This window comes from Streptomyces sp. NPDC053665, from assembly GCF_055585285.1.
Window position 1 is genome coordinate 169280 of the sequence record NZ_JBVJKK010000002.1, and the last position, 19816, is coordinate 189095.

Annotated in this window: 24 protein-coding genes; 5 read left to right on the plus strand and 19 right to left on the minus strand. The window is 73.1% G+C overall.

The window, feature by feature from the left end; genetic code table 11:
- Positions 1-306 precede the first annotated feature (306 nt).
- From lgt to hisI, 11 genes are all read right to left on the minus strand, one after another.
- Positions 307-1302, minus strand: a complete 996-nt coding sequence (gene lgt, locus ACZ6ZN_RS08300) for a prolipoprotein diacylglyceryl transferase (RefSeq protein WP_398111993.1) — start codon at positions 1300-1302, stop codon at positions 307-309.
- Positions 1303-1387: 85 nt separating this feature from the next.
- A complete protein-coding gene (locus ACZ6ZN_RS08305) occupies positions 1388-2164 on the minus strand; it encodes a DsbA family protein (RefSeq protein WP_451878240.1) in 777 nt (258 codons plus the stop codon).
- Positions 2165-2250: 86 nt separating this feature from the next.
- Complete coding sequence (gene trpA, locus ACZ6ZN_RS08310; RefSeq protein ID WP_469644311.1) at positions 2251-3069, minus strand: tryptophan synthase subunit alpha; 819 nt, start codon at positions 3067-3069, stop codon at positions 2251-2253.
- Positions 3066-4349 carry a tryptophan synthase subunit beta gene (gene trpB / locus ACZ6ZN_RS08315; RefSeq protein ID WP_398111996.1) on the minus strand — a complete coding sequence of 428 codons (1284 nt, stop codon included), beginning with the start codon at positions 4347-4349 and terminating at the stop codon, positions 3066-3068. Before trpB ends, trpA begins: the two co-directional genes overlap by 4 nt.
- Positions 4350-4453: 104 nt before the next feature.
- Positions 4454-4621 carry a tryptophan biosynthesis modulator TrpM gene (gene trpM / locus ACZ6ZN_RS08320; RefSeq protein WP_398111997.1) on the minus strand — a complete coding sequence of 56 codons (168 nt, stop codon included), beginning with the start codon at positions 4619-4621 and terminating at the stop codon, positions 4454-4456.
- A gap of 21 nt (positions 4622-4642) precedes the next feature.
- On the minus strand, positions 4643-5452 hold the full coding sequence (gene trpC, locus ACZ6ZN_RS08325) for an indole-3-glycerol phosphate synthase TrpC (protein WP_398111998.1): 810 nt from the start codon (positions 5450-5452) through the stop codon (positions 4643-4645).
- A gap of 139 nt (positions 5453-5591) precedes the next feature.
- Positions 5592-6026 (minus strand): DUF2752 domain-containing protein, encoded by a 435-nt coding sequence (locus ACZ6ZN_RS08330; RefSeq protein ID WP_398111999.1) that lies wholly within the window; start codon positions 6024-6026, stop codon positions 5592-5594.
- Between the two features lie 83 nt (positions 6027-6109).
- Entirely contained in the window at positions 6110-6361 is a 252-nt protein-coding gene (locus ACZ6ZN_RS08335; protein ID WP_398112000.1) for an HGxxPAAW family protein, read from the minus strand.
- Positions 6362-6471: 110 nt separating this feature from the next.
- The gene (locus tag ACZ6ZN_RS08340) at positions 6472-7116 is read right to left on the minus strand and encodes a TIGR02234 family membrane protein (RefSeq protein WP_451878243.1); all 645 of its coding nucleotides are present in this window, start codon (positions 7114-7116) and stop codon (positions 6472-6474) included.
- A 41-nt stretch (positions 7117-7157) separates the two neighbouring features.
- Positions 7158-8639 carry an anthranilate synthase component I gene (locus tag ACZ6ZN_RS08345; RefSeq protein WP_398112002.1) on the minus strand — a complete coding sequence of 494 codons (1482 nt, stop codon included), beginning with the start codon at positions 8637-8639 and terminating at the stop codon, positions 7158-7160.
- 11 nt (positions 8640-8650) lie between these two features.
- Complete coding sequence (gene hisI, locus ACZ6ZN_RS08350) at positions 8651-9046, minus strand: phosphoribosyl-AMP cyclohydrolase (RefSeq protein WP_469644318.1); 396 nt, start codon at positions 9044-9046, stop codon at positions 8651-8653.
- Between the two features lie 121 nt (positions 9047-9167).
- Here hisI and ACZ6ZN_RS08355 point away from each other — a divergent pair, with 121 nt between their 5' ends.
- Positions 9168-9803 (plus strand): TIGR03085 family metal-binding protein, encoded by a 636-nt coding sequence (locus tag ACZ6ZN_RS08355; RefSeq protein ID WP_398112004.1) that lies wholly within the window; start codon positions 9168-9170, stop codon positions 9801-9803.
- 50 nt (positions 9804-9853) lie between these two features.
- Here ACZ6ZN_RS08355 and hisF read toward each other — a convergent pair whose 3' ends face one another.
- From hisF to hisD, 8 genes are read right to left on the minus strand one after another with little or no spacing between them, the layout of a single operon-like run.
- Complete coding sequence (gene hisF, locus ACZ6ZN_RS08360; protein WP_398112005.1) at positions 9854-10609, minus strand: imidazole glycerol phosphate synthase subunit HisF; 756 nt, start codon at positions 10607-10609, stop codon at positions 9854-9856.
- Between the two features lie 13 nt (positions 10610-10622).
- A complete protein-coding gene (locus tag ACZ6ZN_RS08365; RefSeq protein ID WP_398112006.1) occupies positions 10623-11033 on the minus strand; it encodes a RidA family protein in 411 nt (136 codons plus the stop codon).
- A complete protein-coding gene (gene priA, locus ACZ6ZN_RS08370) occupies positions 11030-11758 on the minus strand; it encodes a bifunctional 1-(5-phosphoribosyl)-5-((5-phosphoribosylamino)methylideneamino)imidazole-4-carboxamide isomerase/phosphoribosylanthranilate isomerase PriA (RefSeq protein ID WP_451878245.1) in 729 nt (242 codons plus the stop codon). Before priA ends, ACZ6ZN_RS08365 begins: the two co-directional genes overlap by 4 nt.
- Positions 11758-12399 (minus strand): imidazole glycerol phosphate synthase subunit HisH, encoded by a 642-nt coding sequence (hisH, locus tag ACZ6ZN_RS08375; protein ID WP_398112059.1) that lies wholly within the window; start codon positions 12397-12399, stop codon positions 11758-11760. The genes priA and hisH overlap by 1 nt, the downstream gene beginning before the upstream one ends.
- Before the next feature lie 8 nt (positions 12400-12407).
- Positions 12408-12572, minus strand: coding sequence for a hypothetical protein (locus ACZ6ZN_RS08380; RefSeq protein WP_398112007.1), 165 nt, complete (start codon positions 12570-12572; stop codon positions 12408-12410).
- Positions 12569-13162 (minus strand): imidazoleglycerol-phosphate dehydratase HisB, encoded by a 594-nt coding sequence (gene hisB / locus ACZ6ZN_RS08385; protein ID WP_333931219.1) that lies wholly within the window; start codon positions 13160-13162, stop codon positions 12569-12571. The genes ACZ6ZN_RS08380 and hisB overlap by 4 nt, the downstream gene beginning before the upstream one ends.
- Positions 13159-14280 (minus strand): histidinol-phosphate transaminase, encoded by a 1122-nt coding sequence (locus ACZ6ZN_RS08390; RefSeq protein ID WP_451878246.1) that lies wholly within the window; start codon positions 14278-14280, stop codon positions 13159-13161. Before ACZ6ZN_RS08390 ends, hisB begins: the two co-directional genes overlap by 4 nt.
- A complete protein-coding gene (gene hisD, locus ACZ6ZN_RS08395; protein WP_451878247.1) occupies positions 14277-15602 on the minus strand; it encodes a histidinol dehydrogenase in 1326 nt (441 codons plus the stop codon). The genes ACZ6ZN_RS08390 and hisD overlap by 4 nt, the downstream gene beginning before the upstream one ends.
- A gap of 188 nt (positions 15603-15790) precedes the next feature.
- Between hisD and ACZ6ZN_RS08400 the strand changes: the two genes are divergently transcribed.
- From ACZ6ZN_RS08400 to ybaK, 4 genes are all read left to right on the plus strand, one after another.
- Positions 15791-17368: an oxidoreductase gene (locus ACZ6ZN_RS08400; RefSeq protein ID WP_469644322.1), complete on the plus strand. Its 1578-nt coding sequence runs from the start codon at positions 15791-15793 to the stop codon at positions 17366-17368.
- Between the two features lie 121 nt (positions 17369-17489).
- Positions 17490-18515, plus strand: a complete 1026-nt coding sequence (locus ACZ6ZN_RS08405) for a hypothetical protein (RefSeq protein WP_451878249.1) — start codon at positions 17490-17492, stop codon at positions 18513-18515.
- A gap of 11 nt (positions 18516-18526) precedes the next feature.
- Positions 18527-19267, plus strand: a complete 741-nt coding sequence (locus ACZ6ZN_RS08410; RefSeq protein WP_451878250.1) for an LON peptidase substrate-binding domain-containing protein — start codon at positions 18527-18529, stop codon at positions 19265-19267.
- A gap of 10 nt (positions 19268-19277) precedes the next feature.
- Positions 19278-19781, plus strand: a complete 504-nt coding sequence (gene ybaK / locus ACZ6ZN_RS08415) for a Cys-tRNA(Pro) deacylase (RefSeq protein WP_469644325.1) — start codon at positions 19278-19280, stop codon at positions 19779-19781.
- Positions 19782-19816 lie beyond the last annotated feature (35 nt).

Here is a 19816-nt window from a genome sequence, read left to right on the forward strand (position 1 = left end):
CCGCCTCCGGCCGGCCCCGACAAGAGCCCCGGGCACGCCGTCGCTGGGCCGCCCGCCACCGCCGAGGAGGCCCGGGCGCGCCTCACATGTGACGTCCCGGGCGCGCCGCGTGCGAGACCCCGGCGCCCCGCCCGCGGCCCGCGGCAGCCGCCACCGGGCCCCTGCCCCGCCGCCGGGCCCCGAGCCTGCCGCCCGCGGCTCGCCGCGAGGAGGGCGTCCGCGAGGTGCGGCACGGCGCCGGTGGGACGCGGCGAGGGCGCCCCGGTTCGTCCCGGGGCGCCCTCGATGCCGTGCACGCAGAGTCGGTCAGGTCTTCTTGCCCGACCCCGCCTCGTCCCGGGCCGCGTCCCTGGCCTCGTCCTTCTCCGCCGCGCCGGCCGGCTCGCCGGGGGTCTTCCCGGCGGGCTCGCCGCCCTCGTCCGCCGCCTCGGTCTTCTCCTCGCCGTCGGCTCCGGCACCGGCGCCGGACTCGTCCGCCGGGGCCGTCGCCCCCGGCTCCACGACGTCCTCCCGGCCGGGCCGCTTCTTCGCCGACACCACGAAGTACGTCACCGCGAGCAGGAACACCAGGATCGCGGTCCACACGTTCAGCCGCAGGCCCAGGACGTGGTGCGCGTCGTCGACCCGCATGTACTCGATCCAGGCGCGGCCCGAGCAGTACGCGGCGACGTACAGGGCGAACGCCCGGCCGTGGCCCAGCCGGAAGCGGCGGTCGGCCCAGATGACCAGCACCGCCACGCCCACGCACCACAGCGACTCGTACAGGAACGTCGGGTGGTAGGTGCCCGGGACCCGCCCGTCGGAGGAGGAGGTGATCTCCAGGGCCCACGGCAGATCGGTGGGCTTGCCGTACAGCTCCTGGTTGAACCAGTTGCCCCAGCGGCCGATGGCCTGCGCGAGGGCGATGCCGGGCGCGACGGCGTCGGCGTAGGCCGGCATGGGGATGCCCCGGCGGCGGCAGCCGATCCAGGCACCCAGCGCGCCCAGCGCGATCGCGCCCCAGATGCCGAGGCCGCCCTCCCAGATCTTGAAGGCGTCCACCCAGTCACGGCCCTCGCTGAAGTACAGCTCGTAGTCCGTGATCACGTGGTAGAGGCGCCCGCCGACCAGGCCGAAGGGCACGGCCCAGACAGCGATGTCGGCCACCGTGCCGGCCCGCCCGCCCCGGGCGATCCACCGCCTGTTGCCGAGCCAGACGGCAACGAAGACGCCGATGATGATGCAGAACGCGTAGCCGCGCAGCGGAATGGGGCCGAGGTACAGCACCCCGCGCGACGGGCTGGGAATGAAGGCAAGTTCCATGGCAAGGTCGACGCTACCGTGCCGGACCGGGCCCGGGGCGGGCGGCCCGGCTACGGGTCCATAACAGGGGCGGGTGGGCGTCCCCCTATCCCTGGTTCGCCTGCTCCACCATCTGCTTGAGCTTGGCCGGGGTCATCGTCCGGTCCTGGTAGATGTTCTTGCCGTCGAACAGCACGGTCGGCGTGCCGGAGAAGTCGCCCTTGTCGAACGCCTGGTGCGACTTGGCGACCCAGGCGTTGTGCGTGCCCTTCTCGACGCACGTGCGGAACGCGGGCGTGTCCAGGCCGTCCACCTTGCCGGCCAGCTCGATCAGCTTGGCGTTGTCCGCGTAGGCGTCGTCGACCTCCTGCGGCTGGTTGTCGAAGAGCACGTCGTGGTATGCGGGGAACTTCCCGGCGTCCTGGGCGCAGGCCGCCGCGTTGGCCGCGTTGCGCGAGCCGCTGCCGCGCATGTTGCCGTCGATGAGGGTGACCAGGTGGTACTCGACCTTGAGTTGGCCGGCCTCGGTCAGCTCGTGGATCACCGGCCGGTAGACCGTCTCGAAGGATTTGCAGGCGGGGCAGCGGAAGTCCTCCCACACCGTGAGCGTGGACTTGGCGCCGTCCTTGCCGACCGGGATGGCCAGGCTGTCCTTGCCCTGCGCTCCCGAGGGGGCCACGACCGGGCCCGAGGCCTCGTCGCCCTCGTCCTTCCCGGCGTTGGCGGCGACGACGCCGATCACCGCCGCGAGTGCCAGGACACCGACGACGGCACCGCCCACGATCAGGGCGCGCCGGCGCTTGTCCGCGGACTTCTGCTTCTCGCGCTCGACCGCCAGCCGCTCACGGGCGGTGCGCTTTCCCTCACGGTTCTTCTCGCTCACACCCCGGAAACGAACCGGGGAGACGCACCGCGCCTCCCCGGCCCCAGGTCCACCCGTACGAGGGACCCGTATGACTTCCGGTCGTGCTACGCCTGTCCGCGCACGCCCTGGGCGAGGTCGCCGGCGAGCGCGCGCACGGCCTCGACGCCGGCCGCCTCGTCGGGCGCGTCGAGCATGGCCTTGACGAAGGCCGAGCCGACGATCACGCCGTCGGCGAAGCCCGCGACCTCGGCGGCCTGGGCGGGGGTGGAGACGCCCAGGCCGACGCAGACCGGCAGGTCCGTCCCGCTGGCCCGGGTGCGTTCCACCAGGTCCTGGGCCTGGTTGCTGACGCTGGCGCGGGTGCCGGTGACGCCCATGAGGGAGGCGGCGTACACGAAGCCGCTGCCCGCCGCGGTGATCTGCGCGAGCCGCTCGTCCTTGCTGCTGGGGGCGACGACGAAGACGGTGGCGAGGCCGTGCTTCTCCGCGTGCTCCCTCCACAGCGCCGACTCCTGCACGGGCAGGTCGGGCAGGATGCACCCGGCGCCGCCCGCCTCGGCCAGCTCGGCCGTGAACCGCTCCACGCCGTAGCGGTCGATGGGGTTCCAGTACGTCATGACGAGGATGGGCTTGCCGGTGGCCGCGTGGGCCTCGCGGACGGTGCGCATCACGTCGGCGATCTTCACGCCGCCGCGCAGGGCGATGTCGTCGGCGGTCTGGATGACGGGGCCGTCCAGGACCGGGTCGCTGTGCGGCAGGCCCACCTCGACGACGTCGGCGCCGCCGTCGATGACGGCCTTGATCGCGTCGATGCCGCCGTCCACGGTCGGGAAGCCGGCCGGGAGGTAGGCGATCAGCGCCGCGCGCCCCTCGGACCGGGCCGCGGCCAGGGTGTCGCTCAACAGCCGGATGTTGCCGCTCACTTGGCGTCCCCCTCGATCTCGGCGGTGCCGGAGGCGTCCTCGGCGACCTGGGCGTCGGTGTCGTACAGACCGAAGTAGCGCGCGGCGGTGTCCATGTCCTTGTCGCCACGCCCGGAGAGGTTGACCACGATCAGCCCGTCCTCGCCGAGTTCCCGGCCCACCTCGAGGGCGCCGGCCAGGGCGTGGGCGCTCTCGATGGCGGGGATGATGCCCTCGGTGCGGGACAGCAGGCGCAGGGCCTGCATGGCCGCGTCGTCGGTGACCGCGCGGTACTCGCCGCGGCCGGAGTCCTTCAGGTGGGAGTGCTCGGGGCCGATGCCCGGGTAGTCCAGGCCGGCCGAGATCGAGTAGGGCTCGGTGATCTGGCCCTCCTCGTCCTGGAGGACGTAGGACCGGGAGCCGTGCAGGATGCCCGGCTCGCCCGCGGTGAGGGTCGCCGCGTGCTCACCGGTGTCGACGCCGTGCCCGGCGGGCTCGCAGCCGATCAGGCGGACGCCCTCGTCGGGGATGAAGGCGTGGAACAGGCCGATGGCGTTGGAGCCGCCGCCGACGCAGGCGATCGCGGCGTCGGGCAGGCGCCCGGCGCGCTCCAGGAGCTGGCGGCGGGCCTCGACGCCGATGACGCGGTGGAAGTCGCGGACCATGGCCGGGAAGGGGTGCGGTCCGGCGACCGTGCCGAAGAGGTAGTGGGTGCGGTCGACGTTGGCGACCCAGTCCCGGAACGCCTCGTTGATGGCGTCCTTGAGCGTGCGGCTGCCGGACTTCACGGCGATGACCTCGGCGCCGAGCATGCGCATGCGGGCCACGTTGAGGGCCTGGCGCTGCGTGTCGATCTCGCCCATGTAGATGGTGCAGTCGAGGCCGAAGAGGGCGCAGGCGGTGGCGGTCGCGACACCGTGCTGGCCGGCGCCGGTCTCGGCGATGACCCGGGTCTTGCCCATGCGCTTGGTGAGCAGGGCCTGGCCGAGCACGTTGTTGATCTTGTGCGAGCCGGTGTGGTTCAGGTCCTCGCGCTTGAGGAAGACGCGGGCGCCGCCGGCGTGCTCGGCGAAGCGGGGCACCTCCGTGAGGGCGGAGGGGCGGCCGGTGTAGTCGGCCAGGAGGCCGTCGAGCTCCTTGGCGAACTCCGGGTCGTGCTTGGCCTTGTCGTACTCGACGGCCACCTCGTCGACGGCGGCGACGAGGGCCTCGGGGATGAACTTGCCGCCGAAGGCCCCGAAGTAGCCCTCGGGGTCCGGTGATTGACCCTCGGGGTCGGGGATGAAGAACTGGCTGGGCATGCGGATACCTCACGGTGAGTGTGGGTGGATCACTGATCGCCGTGGGGGCAGGGCTGTGTCGTCGACCGCGGGCCGTGTGTGGCGTCGCGCAGTTCCCCGCGCCCCTAACGGGCGCGCTGCCATCGCATGCCGTTGACCTGGCCCGGCTCGTCGCCGATGACGTACCGGACGCGGCGGCCGTGGACCCGGCGGGCGGGCGCACGGCAGCCGCGGGGGCGGCAGCCGCGCGCGAGGCGGGCGTACCGGTCCACGGTCGTCAGGATGGTCGTCATCGGGGCAAGCCTAGCGGCAGGTCAGCTCCGGCCGTGCCGGAGAGCGGGGTGTTCGCCGGCGGCCACCAGGTCGGACACCGCCGTCCTCGGGTCCTTGCCGGTGACGAGGGACTCGCCCACCAGGACCGCGTCGGCGCCGGCGTTGGCGTAGGCGATGAGGTCGTGCGGGCCGCGCACGCCGGACTCGGCGATCTTGACGATGTGGTCCGGGATCTCGGGGGCCACGCGCTCGAAGGTGCCGCGGTCGACCTCGAGGGTCTTCAGGTTGCGGGCGTTGACGCCGATCACCCGGGCGCCCGCGTCGACGGCGCGGTCCACCTCGTCCTCGTCGTGCACCTCGACCAGCGGGGTGAGCCCGATGGACTCGGCCCGCTCGATGAGGGACTCCAGGGCCGGCTGGTCGAGGGCGGCGACGATCAGCAGGGCGACGTCGGCGCCGTAGGCGCGGGCCTCCCACAGCTGGTACGAGGTGACGATGAAGTCCTTGCGCAGCACCGGGATGTCCACCCGGGCGCGCACGGCCTCCAGGTCGGCGAGCGAACCGCCGAAGCGGCGCTGCTCGGTGAGGACGGAGATGACGGCGGCGCCGCCCGCCTCGTAGTCCGCGGCGAGGCCGGCCGGGTCGGCGATGGCGGCCAGGGCGCCCTTGGAGGGGCTGGAGCGCTTGACCTCGCAGATGACCTTGACGCCGTCGCCGCGCAGTGCGGCAGCGCCGTCCTTGGCGGCGGGAGCCTTCGCCGCGCGCTCCTTGAGCTCGTCGAGGCTGACGCGCGCCTGCCGCTCATCGAGGTCGGCTCGGACTCCGTCGATGATCTCGTCGAGCACACTCACGCGAGCGGCCCCCTTCCAGACTCTTGACAGTTCCAGCGACCGATCGAAAACCGATGGTCACTGCGATGGTATCCGCAGCGGGGCGTAGGCCTCACATCCGGTTGACGCCGGTCCCACTACCTGGACATACCGGAGTGGATCAAGGATGGAGCCAGCCACCGAAGGGCAGGTTCCGGACAACCGTGAAGACCAGCAGCAATGCCCCGAGGCTCCACATCAGCGCGGCGGGAGGGTCGATCCGCAGCGGGCGCCCGCGGACGGCGTGGACCACCCAGACGGTCCAGAGCACCGCGAAGGCGAGGTAGCCGGCGACCGCGAGGGCGTTGCCCTGGAGGGCGGCGGAAAGGTCGCCGTGGACGAAGGCGTGGGCGCTGCGCAGCCCGCCGCAGCCGGGGCAGTACAGGCCCGTATAGCGCAGCAGCGGGCAGGCCGGGTAGTGGCCGGGTTCGTTGGGGTCCACCGCGCCGACGTAGGCGAAGGCGGCCGCGACGGCCGCGAGCACCCCGGCGGGGACCGCGAGACGGCCCGGGAGGCCGGTCGGCACCCGGCGGCGGTCGGTGTTCACACCAGGCATTGTGCCCCGGGCACGCGCGAGGGGCGGCCGCGGCACGTGCGTGCCGGCCGCCCCTCGTGCGAGGACGCCCGAGGGCGCCGTGCTCAGCCCTGGGCGCCCGCCGGCTCGCGGTCGCCGGTGGTCTGGTGCGGCTGGTGGTGCTCCTTCGGCTGGCCCAGGCCCATCATGCGCATGATGCCGCCGACGACACCGCCGAGGAGGGTGAGCGCGATGCCCGCCCAGAAGCCCGCGGGCTGGTCCATCACCATGAAGGCGCCCGCGACGCAGAAACCGATGAAGGCGATGATGACACCGGTCCAGGCGGCCGGGGTGTGACCGTGGCTGCTGCCCGCCATTGCTTGCTCCTCGTTGCTGTGTGCGTGTCTGAGCAGGACGCTCGGGGACATTGTCCCGCACGCGCGCCCGCCGGGTCACCGGGGGTGGGCCCCGCGCTCACCCGTGCGGCTCAGGCGCCGGTCGGGTCCTCGCCCCGGTCCAGCGCCTTCCACAGGTCCTCGGGCCGGTCGGGGTCGGCGGCCGGGGCCGCGCGGCGCGGCTGGGGCCGGCCGGCGCCGCGTTCGTAGCGGCCGGACATCCCCGGCCACAGGCGGCCGTAGCGCAGGGCGAGCAGCCCGGCGAGCAGGATCAGGACGCCACCGGCGGCCGCGACGTACGGCCACGCGGTGTGGCTGAGGGCGCCGACGGAGGCGGAGGTGTCGCCGGTGGCCTGGGCGGCCTGCTCGTCGAGCGCGGAGCTGTCGGAGGCGCCCAGCAGGGCCGCGACGACGATGCCGGCGCCGGACAGGGCGAGCAGCGCGGCCACGACGAGGCGGCCGGCGCGGCGCACGGCGAACACGGCGACGAGCGCGGCGAGGCCGACTATGGCGAGCGCCGCGGGGACGCCCGTGACGTCGCTGCCCCTGGCGGTGAGGGGGAACGCGCCGCCGGCCACCGTCGCGGTGCCCTCCGACCACTGCTGCCGGGTGGCGAGCAGGGCCACGGCCGCGCCGAGCGCGCCGCCCAGCAGGGCGACGGCGAGGCTCAGGCGGCCGGCCCGGGCGGGTCCGGCGGCTTCGGAACGGGGGTGAGGTACGGCAGTCACGTACTCCACTATCGCCTGAACCCGGGGCGATACGTCACCCGGGGTTCGTCTCAGGCCCCGCCCAGCCGGTTGGCGGTGTGCACCGCGCGCAGCACCGCGGCCGCCTTGTTGCGGCACTCGGTGTCCTCGGCGACGGGGTCCGAGTCGGCGACGACACCCGCTCCGGCCTGCACGTACGCGGTGCCGTCGCGCAGGAGGGCGGTGCGGATGGCGATGGCGGTGTCGGAGTCGCCGGCGAAGTCGAGGTAGCCGACGCAGCCGCCGTACAGCCCGCGCCGGGACGGCTCGAGTTCGTCGATGATCTGCATCGCGCGGGGCTTGGGGGCGCCGGAGAGGGTCCCGGCCGGGAAGCAGGCGGTGAGGACGTCGAAGGCGCTGCGGCCGGGCGCCACCCGGCCGGTGACCGTGGAGACGATGTGCATCACGTGCGAGTAGCGCTCGACGGACATGAAGTCGACGACCTCGACCGAGCCGGGCTCGCAGACGCGGCCCAGGTCGTTGCGGCCCAGGTCGACGAGCATGAGGTGCTCGGCGCGCTCCTTGGGGTCGGCCAGCAGTTCCTCGGCGAGGGCCTGGTCCTCCTGCGGGGTGGCGCCGCGCCGGCGGGTGCCCGCGATGGGGTGCACCATGGCCCGGCCGTCCTCGACCTTGACCAGGGCCTCGGGCGAGGAGCCGACGACGTCGAACCCGTCGAAGCGGAAGAGGTACATGTACGGCGAGGGGTTGGTGGCCCGCAGCACCCGGTAGACGTCCAGGGCGCTCGCCGTGCAGGGCGTCTCGAAACGCTGGGAGGGCACGACCTGGAAGGCCTCGCCGGCCCGGATGCGCTCCTTGATGTCCTCGACGGCCTCCTGGTAGTCGGGGCCGCCCCACAGCGCGGTGTACGCGGGCAGTTCGGAGGGCGGGAGCACGGCCGGGGGCTGGGGGACCGGGCGGGTCAGGTCGGCCTGCATGGCGTCGAGGCGGGCCACCGCGTCCGCGTGGGCCTCGTCGACGCCCGTCTCCAGGTCGTTGTGGTTGATCGCGTTGGCGATCAGCAGGACCGAGCCCTCCCAGTGGTCCATGACGGCGAGGTCGCTGGTCAGCAGCATGGTCAGTTCGGGCAGCCGGAGGTCGTCGCGTTCGCCGGGGCCGATCTTCTCCAGGCGGCGGACGATGTCGTAGCCGAGGTAGCCGACCATGCCGCCGGTGAAGGGCGGCAGGCCCTCCTGGTGGGGGGTGTGCAGGGCCTCGATGGTGGCCCGCAGCGCGGCGAGCGGGTCGCCGCCGGTGGGGACGCCGACGGGCGGGGCGCCGAGCCAGTGGGCCTCGCCGTCGCGCTCGGTCAGGGTGGCGGCGCTGCGGACGCCGACGAAGGAGTACCGGGACCAGGAGCGGCCGTTCTCCGCCGACTCCAGCAGGAAGGTGCCGGGGCGCTCCGCGGCGAGCTTGCGGTAGAGCGCCACCGGGGTGTCGCCGTCGGCGAGGAGCTTGCGGGTGACGGGGATGACCCGCCGGTCGGTGGCGAGCTTGCGGAACGTCTCGAGGTCCATGGCCAGTGACCTTACTGATCCGTGCCGGGGGCGCCGGTGTCGCCGTCCTTCAGCAGCACGTCCTCGTCGAAGCAGGTGCGCGCCCCGGTGTGGCAGGCCGCGCCGACCTGGTCGACCTGGACCAGGAGCGTGTCGGCGTCGCAGTCCAGCGCGACGGACTTGACCCACTGGACGTGGCCGGAGGTGTCGCCCTTGACCCAGTACTCGCGGCGGCTGCGCGACCAGTACGTGCACCGGCCGGTGGTCAGGGTGCGGTGCAGGGCCTCGTCGTCCATCCAGCCGAGCATGAGCACCTCTTTGGTGTCGTACTGCTGGGCGATGGCGGGCAGGAGGCCGTCGGCGCTGCGCTTGAGGCGCGCGGCGATCTCCGGGTCGAGGCGGCCGGGCCGGTCGGGCGTGCTGGTCATGCCGACCATTGTGCCGCGCCGCGCCGCCGGACCCTCTCCGGTGTCCACTGGGCGGACCGGCGCGGCGGTCCGACCGGCACGTCCGCTGGGCGGACCGGGGGGCCGGTCGTAGGCTGGCCGCATGTCGACCCATGCCAAGCGTGAACGACTTCTCCTCGCCGACCTGTTGGAGACCGCGGGCCCGGACGCGCCCACCCTGTGCGAGGGCTGGCTGACCCGGGACCTCGCCGCCCACGTGGTGGTGCGCGAGCGCCGCCCGGACGCCGCCGGAGGCATGCTGATCAAACAGCTCGCGTCCCGGCTCGACCGGGTGATGGCCGAGTACTCGGACAAGCCGTACGAGGAGCTGATCCAGCTGATCCGCACGGGTCCGCCGCGCTTCTCCCCGTTCTCCCTCAAGCCCGTCGACGAGGCGTCGAACATCGTCGAGTTCTACGTCCACACCGAGGACGTGCGACGCGCCCAGCCGGACTGGTCCCCGCGCGAGCTCGACCCGGTCTTCCAGGACGCGCTGTGGTCCCGCCTGGAGCGCACCGCCCGGCTGATGGGCCGGGGCGTCCCGACGGGCCTGGTGCTGCGCCGCCCGGACGGTCAGACGGCGGTCGCCCACCGCGGCACGCCGGTCGTCACGGTCACCGGCGAGCCGTCCGAACTCGTCCTGTTCTCCTACGGCCGCCAGAGCGCGGCCAAGGTGGACCTGGCCGGCGACGAGAACGCCATCACCAAGCTCCGGCAGTCGAAGCAGCTCGGGATCTGAGAAAGCCCCGGTCGCGTGGCGCGGCCGGGGCATCTCTGTGGGGCGGGAGCTCACCGCACCGGGTGGCCCGCTTCCCGCAGGGTCTGCTTGACCTGGCCGATGCGCAGGTCGCCGAAGTGGAAGACCGACGCGGCCAGGACCGCGTCCGCGCCCGCCTCGACGGCCGGCGGGAAGTCGGCCAGGGCGCCCGCGCCGCCCGAGGCGATGACCGGGACCGTGACGTGCTTGCGGACGGCGCGGATCATCTCCAGGTCGTAGCCGTCCTTCGTGCCGTCCGCGTCCATCGAGTTGAGCAGGATCTCCCCCGCGCCCAACTCGGCGGCCCGGTGGGCCCATTCGACGGCGTCGATGCCGGTGCCACGGCGGCCTCCGTGGGTGGTCACCTCGAAGGAGCCCGAGGCGGTGCGGCGCGCGTCGACCGACAGGACCAGGACCTGGCGGCCGAAGCGCTCGGCGATCTCGCGGATCAGCTCCGGGCGGGCGATGGCCGCCGTGTTGACGCCGACCTTGTCGGCACCGGCCCGCAGCAGCCTGTCCACGTCCTCGGCCGTGCGCACGCCGCCGCCGACCGTGAGCGGGATGAACACCTGCTCGGCCGTGCGGCGCACCACGTCGTAGGTGGTCTCCCGGTCGCCCGACGAGGCGGTGATGTCCAGGAACGTCAGCTCGTCGGCGCCCTCGGCGTCGTACACCTTCGCCATCTCGACGGGGTCGCCCGCGTCGCGCAGGTTCTGGAAGTTGACGCCCTTGACGACCCGGCCGTTGTCCACGTCCAGGCAGGGGATGACTCGGACCGCCAGGGTCATGAATCGTGCTCCTCTAGTGTTCCGCTGAGGGAGTGCCTCTGAATGCTTCGACTTCCACCGACACCAGGACCCGGGAGTCGATGAACCCCTGCACGACCAGCAGGGTCGCGGCCGGGCGCACGGCGTCGAACAGCTCCTGGTGGGCCCGTCCGACCGCCTCCACGTCCCGCGCGTGGGCCAGGTGGACCCGGGTGCGGATCACCGAGTCGGCGGTGAGGCCGAACTCGGCGATCGCCTCCAGGGCGGTGGTGAAGGCCACCTTGGCCTGTTCGTAGGGGTCGCCCTCGCCGTAGAGCACGTCGCCCTTGAAGGCGGTCGTGCCCGCGACGAGCACACGGTCACCCGCCGCCACGGCCCGTGCAAAACCGAAGGACTCTTCCCAGGGACTTCCGCTCTGCACACGCCGTACGGCTTCGGACGTCATGACGACACAGCCTCCAAGGCCTCTTCCAGGGTGAACGCCTTCGCGTACAGCGCCTTCCCTACGATCGCGCCCTCGACACCGGCCGGTACCAGACCGGCGATCGCCCGCAGGTCGTCCAGGGAGGACACGCCGCCGGAGGCGACGACCGGCCGGTCGGTGGCCGCGCAGACGTTCTTCAGCAGTTCCAGGTTGGGGCCCTGGAGCGTACCGTCCTTGGCGATGTCGGTGACGACGTAGCGGGCGCAGCCCTCCTTGTTCAGGCGCTCCAGCGTCTCGTAGAGGTCGCCGCCGTCGCGGGTCCAGCCGCGGCCGCGCAGGGTGGTGCCCCGCACGTCCAGGCCCACCGCGATCTTGTCGCCGTGCTCGGCGATGACCTTGGCGACCCACTCGGGGGTCTCCAGGGCGGCCGTGCCCAGGTTGACGCGAGTGCAGCCGGTGGCGAGAGCGGCGGCGAGGGTGTCGTCGTCGCGGATGCCGCCGGACAGCTCCACCTTGATGTCCATGGCCCTGGCGACCTCGGCGATCAGCTCGCGGTTGTCGCCGGTGCCGAACGCCGCGTCCAGGTCGACCAGGTGCAGCCACTCCGCCCCGGAGCGCTGCCAGGCCAGGGCGGCCTCCAGCGGGGAGCCGTAGGAGGTCTCCGTGCCGGACTCGCCGTGCACCAGGCGGACCGCCTGGCCGTCACGGACGTCGACGGCGGGCAGGAGTTCGAGCTTCGAAGCCATCAGAGGGTTCCGATCCAGTTGTTCAGCAGCTGGGCTCCGGCGTCGCCGGACTTCTCGGGGTGGAACTGCGTGGCCCACAGGGCGCCGTTCTCGACGGCGGCGACGAACGGCTTGCCGTGCGTGGACCAGGTGACCTTGGGGGCCTCGATCGTCGGGTTGTGCGTCTCCAGGGACCAGTCGTGGACGGCGTAGGAGTGCACGAAGTAGAAGCGGGCGTCCGCGTCGAGGCCGGCGAACAGCCGCGAACCGGGCGCCGCCTCCACGGTGTTCCAGCCCATGTGCGGCACGACCTCGGCCTGGAGCGGCTCGACCGAGCCGGGCCACTCGTCGAGTCCGTCGCTCTCGACGCCGTGCTCGATGCCGCGCGCGAAGAGGATCTGCATGCCGACGCAGATGCCCATGACGGGCCGGCCGCCGGACAGGCGGCGGTCGACGATCCAGTCGCCGCGCGCCTCGCGCAGCCCCGTCATGCAGGAGGCGAAGGCGCCGACGCCGGGCACGAGCAGGCCGTCGGCGTTCATGGCCTTGTCGTAGTCACGGGTGATCTCGACGTCGGCTCCCGCGCGGGCGAGGGCGCGCTCGGCGGAGCGGACGTTGCCGAAGCCGTAGTCGAAGACGACGACCTTCTTCCGCGTCTTCAGGGGGCTGCTCAATTCCACACCTCCAGTCGCACGACGCCGGCGACCAGGCACATGGCCGCGCCGATCGACAGCAGCACGATCAGGCCCTTGGGCATCTTCTGCTTCACGAACGAGTAGACCCCGCCGGCGAGGAACAGGCCGACGACGATCAGCAGGGTCGAGATGCCGCTCACAGGGCGCCCTTCGTGGAGGGGAGGATGCCGGCCGCGCGCGGGTCGCGCTCGGAGGCGTAGCGCAGGGCCCGGGCCAGCGCCTTGAACTGGCACTCCACGATGTGGTGCGCGTTGCGCCCGTAGGGCACGTGCACGTGCAGGGCGATCTGCGCCTGGGCCACGAAGGACTCCAGGATGTGCCGGGTCATGGTGGTGTCGTACTCGCCGATCATCGGCGCCATCTTCTCGGGCTCGGTGTGCACGAGGTAGGGGCGGCCGGACAGGTCGACGGTGACCTGGGCGAGGGACTCGTCCAGCGGGACCGTGCAGTTGCCGAAGCGGTAGATGCCGACCTTGTCGCCGAGGGCCTGCCGGAAGGCGGCGCCGAGGGCGAGGGCGGTGTCCTCGATCGTGTGGTGCGAGTCGATGTGCAGGTCGCCCTCGGTCTTCACGGTCAGGTCGAACAGACCGTGCCGGCCGAGCTGGTCGAGCATGTGGTCGTAGAAGCCGACGCCGGTGGAGATCTCCGTCTTGCCGGTGCCGTCGAGGTCTATCTCGACGAGGACCGAGGTCTCCTTGGTCGTCCGCTCCACGCGTCCGATGCGGCTCATTGACTCTGCTCCTTCTTCAGTGCACGGACCGCGTCGAGGAACGCGTCGTTCTCTTCGGGGGTGCCGGCCGACACGCGCAGCCACCCGGGGATGCCGTTGTCCCGTACCAGCACCCCGTGGTCGAGGATCGAGCGCCAGGCCGCGTGCGCGCCGCCCTCGCCGTCGAACCGCCCGAACTGGACGAAGTTCGCGTCGGAGTCGACGACCTCGTAGCCGGCCGCCCGCAGCTCGGTGACCAGGCGGTCCCGCTCGGCCTTCAGCTGTTCCACATAACCGAGCAGCGTGTCCGTGTGTTCCAGGGCGGCCAGGGCGGTCGCCTGGGTGACGGCGGACAGGTGGTACGGCAGCCGGACCAGCTGGACCGCGTCGACGACGGCCGGGTGGGCGGCCAGGTAGCCCAGGCGCAGGCCCGCCGCGCCGAACGCCTTGGACATGGTGCGCGAGACGACGAGGTTCGGGCGCCCCTCGAGCAGCGGCAGCAGCGAGTCGCCGTGGCTGAACTCGATGTACGCCTCGTCGACCACCACCATCGACGGCTTCGCCGCCTGCGCGGCCTCGTACAGCGCGAGGACGGTCTCGCGCGGGACGGCGTTGCCCGTGGGGTTGTTGGGGGTGGTGACGAAGACCACGTCGGGCCGGTGCTCGGCGATGGCCCGCTCGGCGGCGGCGAGGTCGATCGTGAAGTCCGCACCGCGCGGCCCGGAGATCCAGCCCGTCCCGGTGCCCCGCGCGATGAGCGCGTGCATCGAGTACGACGGCTCGAAGCCGATCGCCGTGCGGCCCGGGCCGCCGAAGGTCTGCAGCAGCTGCTGGATGACCTCGTTGGAGCCGTTGGCCGCCCAGACGTTCGCCGGACCGACCTCGTGGCCCGAGGTGTCGGTCAGGTAGGCGGCGAGCCGGGTGCGCAGCTCGACCGCGTCCCGGTCGGGGTAGCGGTTCAGGTTCCTGGCCGCCTCCCGGACCCGCTCGGCGATGCGCTCGACCAGCGGCTCGGGCAGCGGATAGGGGTTCTCGTTGGTGTTCAGCCGTACGGGGACGTCCAGCTGGGGCGCGCCGTAGGGGGACTTGCCGCGCAGTTCGTCGCGTACGGGGAGATCGTCGATCGTCACGTCGCTCACTTGCCCTGCGGAACCTTCCAGTCGAACCTCGCCTTGATCGCCGCGCCGTGGGCCGGCAGGTCCTCCGCCTCGGCCAGTGTGACCACGTGGTGCGCGACGTCGGCCAGCGCCTCGCGCGTGTAGTCGACGACGTGGATGCCGCGCAGGAAGGACTGCACGGACAGGCCCGAGGAGTGGCAGGCGCAGCCGCCGGTGGGCAGGACGTGGTTGGAGCCGGCGGCGTAGTCGCCCAGCGACACGGGCGCCCAGGGGCCGATGAAGATCGCGCCGGCGTTGCGGACCCGGTCGGCCACCGCGGCGGCGTCGGCGGTCTGGATCTCCAGGTGCTCGGCGCCGTACGCGTCGACCACCTTCAGGCCCTCCTCGACGCCGTCGACCAGGACGATCGCCGACTGCCTGCCGGACAGGGCCGGGACGATGCGGTCCTCGACGTGCTTGCTGGCGGCGACCTGCGGCTCCAGTTCCTTCTCGACGGCGTCGGCGAGGTCGGCGGAGTCGGTGACCAGGACGGCGGCGGCCAGCGGGTCGTGCTCGGCCTGGCTGATCAGGTCAGAGGCGATGTGCACCGGGTCGGCGGTGTCGTCGGCGAGGACCGCGATCTCGGTCGGGCCGGCCTCGGCGTCGATGCCGATCTTGCCGGTGAAGTAGCGCTTGGCGGCGGCGACCCAGATGTTGCCGGGGCCGGTGACCATGTTCGCGGGGGCGCAGGACTCGGTGCCGTAGGCGAACATCGCGACGGCCGTGGCACCGCCGGCCGCGTAGACCTCGTCGACGCCGAGCAGGGCGCAGGCGGCGAGGATCGTCGGGTGCGGCAGACCGCCGAAGTCGGCCTGCGCGGGCGAGGCGAGCGCGACGGACTCCACGCCGGCCTCCTGCGCGGGCACCACGTTCATGATCACGGAGGACGGGTAGACCGACCGGCCGCCGGGTGCGTACAGCCCGACGCGCTCGACCGGAACCCACTTCTCGGTCACGGTTCCGCCGGGCACGACCTGGGTGGTGTGCGTGGACCGGCGCTGCGCGCGGTGGACGGTCCGGGCACGGCGGATGGACTCCTCCAGGGCCGCGCGCACGGCCGGGTCGAGCTCCTCCAGCGCGCGGGTGAGCGCGGCGGCGGGGACGCGCACCTGGTCGAGCCGGACCCCGTCGAACCGCTCGGCCGCGTCGATCAGCGCCGCGTCGCCCCGATGATGCACGTCCTCGCAGATCGGACGCACCTTGTCCAGGGCGGCCTGTACGTCGAAGTCGGCTCGGGGCAGCAGGTCACGCAGGGCGGGGCCCTCGACGAGGGCGTCGCCGCGCAGATCGATTCGGGAGATCACGTGCTCAATTCTCTCAGACCCGGGTGAGGCACTGTCCGCGCGTATCAATGGCTGATACAACGCGCCGCGGATTCCGGAAGACCGCCCTCACTTCGCCCTCACTCCGTGCTTTCGGACCGTCACCCTGCGGGCATGAACGGTTGTACGAAGGGACCAACCCGCGAGTATCCGGGGAGGGAGGGAGACCGGTGACCGAGGGGGACGGCGTGCGCGCCGGGGAGCTGCCCGACGACCTCACCGCCGCCGAGGCGGGCATGTGGCAGGCGTTCCGCAACGGCAGCGTGTACGACCTGAGCAGTGGGGACGCCGTGGCGGACGACCCGCACGCGGGCGGGCCGTGGGACGCGGAGCGGACCGTGCGGGCGCGCATCGTGTGCTGGCTGCTGCTGGACGGACCGCCCGCCCTGGCCGGGCGGGTGGCGTCGCTGAAGCTGGTCGGGGTGCAGGTCAGCGGCTCGCTGGACCTCGCGGGCGGCACGGTGGAGCCGTACGTGGAGCTGCGCCGCTGCCGGTTCGAGCAGGACGTGCTGCTGCCGGAGGCCCGCTTCACGACCCTGCGGATGGTCGACTGCTCGGTGCCGCGGCTGGAGGCGGCCCGGGTGCAGACGGAGGGCGACCTGCACCTGCCGCGCTGCCGCTTCCACCACGGTATCCGGCTCACCGACGCGCAGATCGGCACGGACCTGATGCTGAACCAGGCGGTCGTGCACCGGGACCGCAGCGGCCGGTCGATCGCGGCGGACGGCCTGACCGTCGGCCAGGACCTCCAGGCCGAGCTGCTGGAGTCGCACGGCGAGCTGAGCCTGCGCGCGGCGACCGTCGGCGTGTCGCTGAGCCTGCGCGGGGCCCGTCTGGCCCACCCGTACGCCCGGCTGGCGCTGAACGCCCCGCAGCTGACCGTCGAGCGCAGTCTGTACCTGACCCCGGCGGGCGTGGGCGCGCAGGCGATGAGCGGGATGACCCCGGCGGAGGGGACCCGGATCCAGCGGTTCGCCTGCGAGGGCGGGATGCGGCTGGACGACGGGCGGTTCGGCGACGCCGTCGACTTCGAGCTGGCCCGGTTCACCCTCGCGGACGACCAGGAGGTGTCGCTGCGCCGGGTGCAGACGCCGGAGCTGCGGTTCCTCGGGGAGCGGCCGGCGCGCGGGCGGGTGGTGCTGTCCGGGGCGAAGGTCGTCAACCTGATGGACCGGGCGGACGCCTGGCCCGGCCCCGGGCGGCTGCACATGGGCGGCTTCGCCTACGAGAACCTCGTGCCGCGCGGGCCGTTCCCGCTGGACGAGCGGCTCCGGTGGGTCGCCGCGGCGACCGCCGAGTACAACCCGGAGCCGTACGAGCGGCTCGCGGCCGTGCTGCGGGCGGGCGGGGAGGACCAGGGCGCCCGCGAGGTGCTGCTCGCCAAGCAGCGCCGGCATCGCGAGAGCCTGCCGCCGGCGGCCAAGGTGTGGGGCTACGCGCAGGACTGGACGGTCGCCTACGGCTACCGGCCGGGGCGGGCGGCGGTGTGGATGGTGGTGCTGTGGGCGGCGGGGTCCGTCGCCTTCGCGCAGGCCGGGCACCCGCCGATGAAGCGCGGCGAGCACCCGGAGTGGAGCCCGGTGCTCTTCACCCTCGACCTGCTGCTGCCGGTCGTCGACCTGGGCCAGGTGGGCTTCTGGCAGCTGCGCGGGGGGTGGCAGTGGCTGGCGACGGCGATGATCCTGCTCGGCTGGATCCTGGCGACGACGGTCGCGGCGGGCGCGACGCGGCTGCTGCGGCGCACGTGATGTGCACGCTGTGATCAAAGATGAAGAACGGTCACGTTTTTACCTTCTCTTGACCACAGGGCATACAACTTTCGTCGATTTGCCGGAACGATCTGGCGCGGCCCCGAGCGGCCGACTTTCAATGGTCGGCACCATGGCCATGCAGTTGCCGTTCATCCGCGCGAGCCGGATGACAAGGACCCCCCACCCCGCCGGCCGGCCGGACGACGACGAGGTGCTGCTCGACGCGCCCGACGCACGGCTGAGCCCGGCGCTGGTCGCGGCCGCCCGCGGCGAGCACGGCCCGGCCGCCGCCCTGCTCCTGGCCACCCGGACGGCCGGGGAGTGGGAGCGACGCGACCGGTACGTCACCCGGCTGGCAGCCTTCGCCCGCTCGCGCCCCGCATGGCTGGACGCGTGGCTGGCCCTCGCCCCCAAGGACCCCGACGCGCTCCTGGTCGGGGCGCAGCTCGCGGTCGACCGCGCCTGGGACTCACCGGCCCGGGCCGAACTGCTGCGCGAGGTGAGTCCGCTGATCACGGCGGCGGCCCGGGGCGACCAGTGCGATCCCGTGCCGTGGCGCCTCGCACTCGACCACGCCCGGGGTGCCCAGGCCGGGCACACCTACTTCGAGGAACTGTGGGCGGCGGCCGTCCGCCGCGCCCCGCACCACTACGGCTGCCATGTCGCGGCCCTGCGCTACCTGGCCGCCTCCTGGCACGGCTCGCACCGCGAGTGCTTCGACTTCGCCGACCGGGCCGCCCAGGACGCACCCGCCGGCGCCCTCGTGCAGGCCCTGCCGGTCAGGGCCGCCTTCGGCTACCTCACCGACGGCTGCGGGCCCGAGGTGCCGCGCGAACGGCTCGACGCGGCCGCCGACCGGGCGATCGCCCTGTCCCCGCTGCTGCCCGTGGCCGACCCCTGGCCCGCCCGGATGCGCAACCTGCTGGTCTTCGTCCTGGTGCGCCTGGAGCGCTGGCAGGACGCCCGCGAACAGCTGCGGCTGAACGGCCCGTACGCCACCTCCTTCCCCTGGGACCGGATGTCGGACGACCCGCTCGGCCACTTCCTGGACGTGCGCGAGCAGATCATGGCCGCGGCGGCCGGGGAGCCGCCCCGGCATCCACAGGGTGAACGGGGCGGACGGGTCCGCGGCGGCGACCATTAGGCTCTTGGGTCGTGACCACCGTCCGGCTCCCCCTCTTCCCCTTGAACTCGGTGCTGTTCCCGGGGCTCGTGCTCCCGCTCAACGTCTTCGAGGAGCGGTACCGCGCCATGATGCGCGAGCTGCTGAAGACGCCCGAGGACGAGCCGCGCCGGTTCGCCGTCGTGGCGATCCGCGACGGCCACGAGGTGGCCCCGAGCTCCCCCGGCATGCCCGATCCGACCGCCGTGCCCGAGCGCGGGCCCGCCGCGGGCTTCGGGCCGGACCCGGTCAAGGCGTTCCACAAGGTCGGCTGCATCGCGGACGCGGCGACCCTCCGGGAGCGCACCGACGGCTCCTTCGAGGTGCTGGCGACCGGCACCACCCGGGTGAAGCTGCTCTCGGTCGAGGCGTCCGGCCCGTTCCTCACGGCCGAGCTGGAACCGCTCGCGGAGGAACCCGGCGACGAGGCCGCGCCGCTGGCGGAGGGCGTGCTGCGCTCCTTCCGCCAGTACCAGAAGCGCCTGGCGGGCGCCCGCGAGCGGTCCCTGACGACCGGGGCGGACCTGCCCGACGAACCGGGCGTGGTGTCCTACCTCGTGGCTGCGGCGATGATGCTCGACACCCCGACCAAGCAGCGGCTGCTCCAGGCGCCCGACACGGCGTCCCGCCTGCGCGACGAGCTGAAACTCCTTCGCGCCGAGACGGCGATCATCCGTAATCTGCCGTCGTTGCCGGCGTCGGAGCTGACGCGCGGCCCGATGAGTCTCAACTGAGCGGACCGGCATGGCGAAGAAGGCGAAGAAGCAGCAGCAGGGCGGCACACCCGCCACGGTGGCCCTCACGGCGGCCGGGGCGCGGTACACGGTCCACGCCTACGACCACGACCCCGCCCACCCCTCCTACGGCGAGGAGGCCGCCCAGGCCATGGGCGTCTCCCCCGACCGGGTCTTCAAGACCCTGGTCGCGGACGTCGACGGAGCGCTGACGGTCGCGGTGGTCCCGGTGGCGGGCCAGCTGGACCTCAAGGCCCTGGCGGCGGCGGTGGGCGGCAAGCGGGCGACCATGGCCGACCCGGCGCTCGCCGAACGCACCACGGGATACGTCCGGGGCGGCATCTCCCCGCTGGGCCAGCGCAAGCGGCTCCCGACCGTCCTCGACGCCTCGGCGTCGGCCCACGCGACGATCTGCGTCTCGGCGGGGCGGAGGGGCCTGGAGGTGGAACTCGCCCCGGACACCCTGGCGACCCTCACCCAGGCCGTCCTGGCCCCGATCGGCCGCCCGTCCTGACCGGACGCGCTCCCTAGGCCGCGGGCGCCAGTCCA

Bases quoted from the DNA above. Each gene is read 5' to 3' on its own strand.
- lgt (WP_398111993.1), bottom strand. From the start codon at position 1,302: ATGGAACTTGCCTTCATTCCCAGCCCGTCGCGCGGGGTGCTGTACCTC.
- trpB (WP_398111996.1), bottom strand. From the start codon at position 4,349: ATGCCCAGCCAGTTCTTCATCCCCGACCCCGAGGGTCAATCACCGGAC.
- trpM (WP_398111997.1), bottom strand. From the start codon at position 4,621: ATGACGACCATCCTGACGACCGTGGACCGGTACGCCCGCCTCGCGCGC.
- ACZ6ZN_RS08330 (WP_398111999.1), bottom strand. From the start codon at position 6,026: ATGCCTGGTGTGAACACCGACCGCCGCCGGGTGCCGACCGGCCTCCCG.
- ACZ6ZN_RS08335 (WP_398112000.1), bottom strand. From the start codon at position 6,361: ATGGCGGGCAGCAGCCACGGTCACACCCCGGCCGCCTGGACCGGTGTC.
- ACZ6ZN_RS08345 (WP_398112002.1), bottom strand. From the start codon at position 8,639: ATGGACCTCGAGACGTTCCGCAAGCTCGCCACCGACCGGCGGGTCATC.
- hisI (WP_469644318.1), bottom strand. From the start codon at position 9,046: ATGACCAGCACGCCCGACCGGCCCGGCCGCCTCGACCCGGAGATCGCC.
- ACZ6ZN_RS08355 (WP_398112004.1), top strand. From the start codon at position 9,168: ATGTCGACCCATGCCAAGCGTGAACGACTTCTCCTCGCCGACCTGTTG.
- hisF (WP_398112005.1), bottom strand. From the start codon at position 10,609: ATGACCCTGGCGGTCCGAGTCATCCCCTGCCTGGACGTGGACAACGGC.
- ACZ6ZN_RS08365 (WP_398112006.1), bottom strand. From the start codon at position 11,033: ATGACGTCCGAAGCCGTACGGCGTGTGCAGAGCGGAAGTCCCTGGGAA.
- priA (WP_451878245.1), bottom strand. From the start codon at position 11,758: ATGGCTTCGAAGCTCGAACTCCTGCCCGCCGTCGACGTCCGTGACGGC.
- hisB (WP_333931219.1), bottom strand. From the start codon at position 13,162: ATGAGCCGCATCGGACGCGTGGAGCGGACGACCAAGGAGACCTCGGTC.
- ACZ6ZN_RS08405 (WP_451878249.1), top strand. From the start codon at position 17,490: ATGGTCGGCACCATGGCCATGCAGTTGCCGTTCATCCGCGCGAGCCGG.
- ybaK (WP_469644325.1), top strand. From the start codon at position 19,278: ATGGCGAAGAAGGCGAAGAAGCAGCAGCAGGGCGGCACACCCGCCACG.